Consider the following 4759-nt stretch of genomic DNA (forward strand, 5'->3'; position numbering starts at 1 on the left):
AAAGTCTAAATGTATTTGTATATAAAAACGCCTTAATAAGATCTAAGACGGTTTTTCCCTCTTTATTTGTAAACGGTATGAGAAATTGAATACATTATGTCAAAATGAATAAAAAACCAGCAAAAAATGTAAAGGAAATAATCTCACCTGTTCTATCTTTGAAGTGTAAAAATTGGATTATCCTCTTAATTTTTTGAGCAAGAAAATTTTGGCTCAAAAATTGCATGAATATTTAAAAAATAAAGGGGGTTTTGGAATGCGATATATAAAATACACAGTTCGTTGAAAGCGTTTTCTGTTTAGTTATCAAACTTTACATGGAAATTAGATAGAGAAATTAGGAGGAATGATAGGTGGGAAAAGAAGTTGGTTTAAAACGTTCATTGGGACTTTGGTCAATTGTCATGCTAGGTGTCGGGTATATGACGCCGATGGTGGGGTTTGATACATTTGGAATCGTTTCTGAAAAAACGGACGGGCATGTTCCAGGAGCTTATCTTATTGCATTAGCAGGAATGTTATTTACAGCTGCAAGCTACGGCAAAATGGTAAAGGTTTTTCCTACCGCGGGATCTGCTTATACGTATACACAGAAGACAATTAGTGCAAGGCTTGGATTTCTTGTTGGATGGTCAGCGTTATTGGATTATTTGTTTTTACCAATGGTGAACGCGCTATTAACGAGGATTTATATGTCCGCACTTTTTCCAAGTGTTCCTTCTTGGCTATGGGTCGTTGGATTTGTCCTACTGATTACACTGATAAATATTATTAGTGTAAATGTTACTGCTAATTTCAATACATTCTTAGTAGTGTTTCAAATATTAGTAATGGTTGTGTTTGTAGTCCTTGTTATAAAAGGATTGATAGCAGGAGAAGGAACTGGAGAAGTCTTTTCCATTCAGCCGTTTTTTCAATCAGATATACACATATCATCGTTAGTTGCAGGGGCCACAATTCTTTGTTTTTCATTTTTAGGTTTCGATGCGGTAACTACATTTTCGGAAGAAACACCAAACGCGAAGAAGACAATTCCTCGGGCTATTTTTCTCACCGCTTTAATTGGCGGAGTTTTATTTATTGTTACTACGTACTTCACACAATCCTTTTTCCCAGATGCATCCATATTTAAAGATCAAGAATCAGCGGCACCAGAAATTGCACTATACGTTGGCGGAAAATTATTTCAAACTTTCTTTTTAGTAGGGACATTTATGGGAACAATGGCATCAGGTTTAGCTTCTCATACAAGTGTGTCGCGATTATTATACGTAATGGGGCGAGATAATGTAATCCCGCAGAAGATATTCGGATACATTCATCCTCGCTTGCGAACTCCAGTATATAACATTATTTTTGTCGGAGTTATTTCACTTTCCGCTATATTTATCGATTTAGAAACAGCAGCATCACTTATTAACTTCGGAGCGCTTATTGCATTTACATTTGTTAATTTATCTGTAATTGCTTACTATGTTGTAAAGCAAAAAAGATATAAAACAGTAAAAGACTTTTTAAATTTCTTAGTTCTGCCTATTTTAGGAGCAGGTACAGTAACTGTTTTATGGTTTAACCTCAATATTAATTCGCTTATTCTTGGACTTAGCTGGGCTGCCGTTGGAATTGGTTACCTGTTATATATTACGAACATGTTTCGGTCAGCTCCGCCGCAAATGCATTTTGAAGAGGTACAGGAAATGTAAAATAACAAAAGACATCGGAATCTTTCCGGTGTTTTTTATTTTGGAGGTTTTAAAATCATGCAATATTGCATAAGTCATTCAACAATTCATAAGGAACGAGAGAAAATTTGTAAATCAGTGTTAGAGAGAAGGCTGAAAAGGGAGCATAAACATTATATTTTTATTTGGCACGATTATTGCTTTATAAAACTAGTAAAAATATATAAATGAGGTGTTATCGTGGCAATTCAATCAGAAAAAAATACAACTCAATCTGTACAGGGAAAAATTGAGGTTGAAAATCCTTTAGAGGAATTTCAGTCTATATTAAAAGAGGCACTCCAAGTCTTACGTTATCCAGAGGAAGTATTCGAATTTCTTAAAAGGCCGATGCGCTTTTTAGAAGTAAGTATTCCTGTTCGAATGGATGATGGAACAACAAAAGTATTTCAAGGGTACCGTGCCCAGCATAACGATGCAGCAGGGCCAACAAAAGGTGGCATTCGGTTTCATCCAGATGTTACAGCTGAGGAGGTAAAAGCGCTTGCTGGTTGGATGAGCTTGAAATGTGGAGTAACCGGACTTCCATATGGAGGGGCAAAGGGCGGGATTATTTGTAATCCGCAGGAGATGAGTTTTAGAGAACTAGAGTTACTTAGTCGCGGTTATGTAAGAGCAGTGAGCCAAATTGTTGGGCCTACTAAAGATATTCCAGCTCCTGATATGTATACAAATGCTCAAATCATGGCTTGGATGCTAGATGAATATGATCATATTAGAGAATTTGATTCTCCAGGCTTTATAACTGGAAAACCATTGATGCTCGGGGGATCACAAGGGCGGGAAACAGCTACTTCTAAAGGAGTATTGTATACACTTCAGTTAGTGAGTGAGCTGAAACATATTCCACTCCAAAATATGCGAGTAATCATTCAAGGGTTTGGAAACGTTGGAAGTCATTTAGCAAAATATTTATATGATATTGGTGTGAAAGTGGTAGGAGTATCTGATGCTTTAGGCGGCATTTACAACCCAGATGGTTTAGATGTTCCTTATTTGCTAGAAAATCGAGATTCGTTTGGAGTAGTATCGAACCTCTTTAGTAAAACAATCTCTAATCAAGAGTTGTTAGAAAAAGAATGTGATGTACTCATTCCAGCAGCAATTGGAGGAGTGATTACGAAACATAATGCAAAAAGGCTTGGATGTAAGATTGTAATTGAGGCTGCAAATGGTCCGACAACAAAAGAAGCGATCACAATGTTAGAAGAGAAAGACATTTTGGTTGTTCCAGATATTCTAGCAAACTCTGGAGGGGTTATTGTTTCTTATTTTGAATGGTGTCAAAATAACCAAGGGTATTATTGGACAGAGCAATATGTCGATCAATGCTTAAAGGAGAAAATCACATCTAGCTTTTCTGATGTATTCAATACTTCAAAGCATTTTGGAGTAAATATGAAAATTGCTGCTTATATAGAGGGCGTTCGTAAAATTGTAGAGGCATCGCGCCTAAGAGGTTGGTTGCATTTTTAACCTTTTAACAAAGGGAGGAATAAAATGGAGCTTGATATTTTATTAGCAGAAATTGAAAGACAACCAATCGGTTATTATTGCATCGTGTCGAATTGTCATCGATATGATAATAAATCCATTTTCATTTTTCGACATCTAAATCTCTGCTATGAAAAATACAAAGTAACCTACATTCGTTTACTCTTTCTGTTTTTACTTCGCATGTGGCAGAGAAAGGCCCTGACCGTTTCTATGCATGGCCAGATCCTCTCTTCCACCTAAAAAGAGAGGTTTTATATGGTTTTTTAATTGATGTATATATAGAAGATTTTCGAAGTTTTTTCCATAGGATTTTTCAGTCACAAATGTTGGCAGAACAATATTAATAGAATAAAAGAAGGGAATGATTCATTTTGTATTATGAGATCGTTACGAGCCCATGCTATGGAACAGTTGAAAAAGTGTCTATTGATAAGGACTCCCGAATTTACGAATGGGAACCACTGTTTGCGATTAAAAATATGAATGGTCAGCTGGAAGTAATTAAAACGGGATGTAGTGGAGAAGTACAATCTTTAGAAGTAGAAGCAGGAGATAAGGTAATTCCAGGGATGGTATTAGCTTATATTCAAGAAGATCTTTTAATTAGTGGTAGTGATTAATTGGAGAATAAAAAGGAAGATGGAAGCATTCATCTTCCTTTTTTTATTAAACAAAGGAAAAGGGTTTATTGTCAGATTAATTAAAAAAATCTGTCTTTAATGATACAATACAAGTTAAGGAGTTCAAAGGAGGGTTAGCGGAATGTTTTCCATTGCTCATAAAAAAATTAGACCGATTGTTTCTCTATCTATTGATCAACTTGAGAAGGAAGGAAATATAGATGTTAAAAATATAAAAGAACCTTTTCTGTTTTTAAAAAAGGAAGATCAATTATTTGCATACGTCCATGTGGAAGATCTGCTATCAAGAAATGAGGGGGTAACTGCCGGAGCGTTACTTTCAAATGCTGTTTCACTAGATACAATCTGTCACCTTAGCAAAAATATTTCTTTAACAGCTCTCTTTCAAATTATTGGGGCACCTATTGCCATTGTGAAAAATGAAATAGGAGAGTTAAAAGGGTACATAAGAAGAGAGGATGTTTTTGCGGAATTATTTAAGCAAGAAAATAAAAGTGTAGATATACTAAAAATCATTTTAATGTCTATTCCAATGGGGATTTTTGTGGTAGACCGGGAAAAGAAAATTGTAAATTGTAATGAATCTGGTTTAAAGATGATTAAATCTACTTCTGAAAAAGTACTGAATGTACCAGCAGAACAGATTTTTAATGGGGAACATATTAACAATGTATATGCAACGGGAAAAACAATTTTAAATCAGTTACAACTAACAAGTGAAATGGGAGTATTAGTTGATTACAGTCCGATTCCTAGCTTCGATCAAAGCATTGAAGGAATAGTTATTATTGTACAAGATTTACCAATGGTTGAAGATATGGCCATGGAAATTGAATATATAAAGGATTTAAATAAAGATTTGCATGCAATCTTATCTAG

The 4759-nt window shown here is 35.1% G+C and carries 4 protein-coding genes and 1 pseudogene; all 5 read left to right on the forward strand.

Annotated features, from left to right (window positions below; genetic code table 11):
- Positions 1–353: 353 nt before the first annotated feature.
- Positions 354–1703, forward strand: a complete 1350-nt coding sequence (locus tag V7183_RS10520; RefSeq protein ID WP_097895364.1) for an APC family permease — start codon at positions 354–356, stop codon at positions 1701–1703.
- 219 nt (positions 1704–1922) lie between these two features.
- Positions 1923–3218 (forward strand): Glu/Leu/Phe/Val family dehydrogenase, encoded by a 1296-nt coding sequence (locus V7183_RS10525; RefSeq protein ID WP_335359455.1) that lies wholly within the window; start codon positions 1923–1925, stop codon positions 3216–3218.
- A 24-nt stretch (positions 3219–3242) separates the two neighbouring features.
- Positions 3243–3330: pseudogene (locus tag V7183_RS10530) on the forward strand (SAV0927 family protein); the annotation flags it as partial.
- A gap of 280 nt (positions 3331–3610) precedes the next feature.
- Positions 3611–3859, forward strand: coding sequence for a hypothetical protein (locus V7183_RS10535; RefSeq protein ID WP_097895368.1), 249 nt, complete (start codon positions 3611–3613; stop codon positions 3857–3859).
- Positions 3860–4001: 142 nt separating this feature from the next.
- Positions 4002–4759: PAS domain-containing protein (locus V7183_RS10540; protein ID WP_335359456.1), on the forward strand; the 758-nt coding region annotated here is incomplete at its 3' end.

Source organism: Bacillus sp. JJ1127, from assembly GCF_036965845.1.
Classification (GTDB): domain Bacteria; phylum Bacillota; class Bacilli; order Bacillales; family Bacillaceae_G; genus Bacillus_A.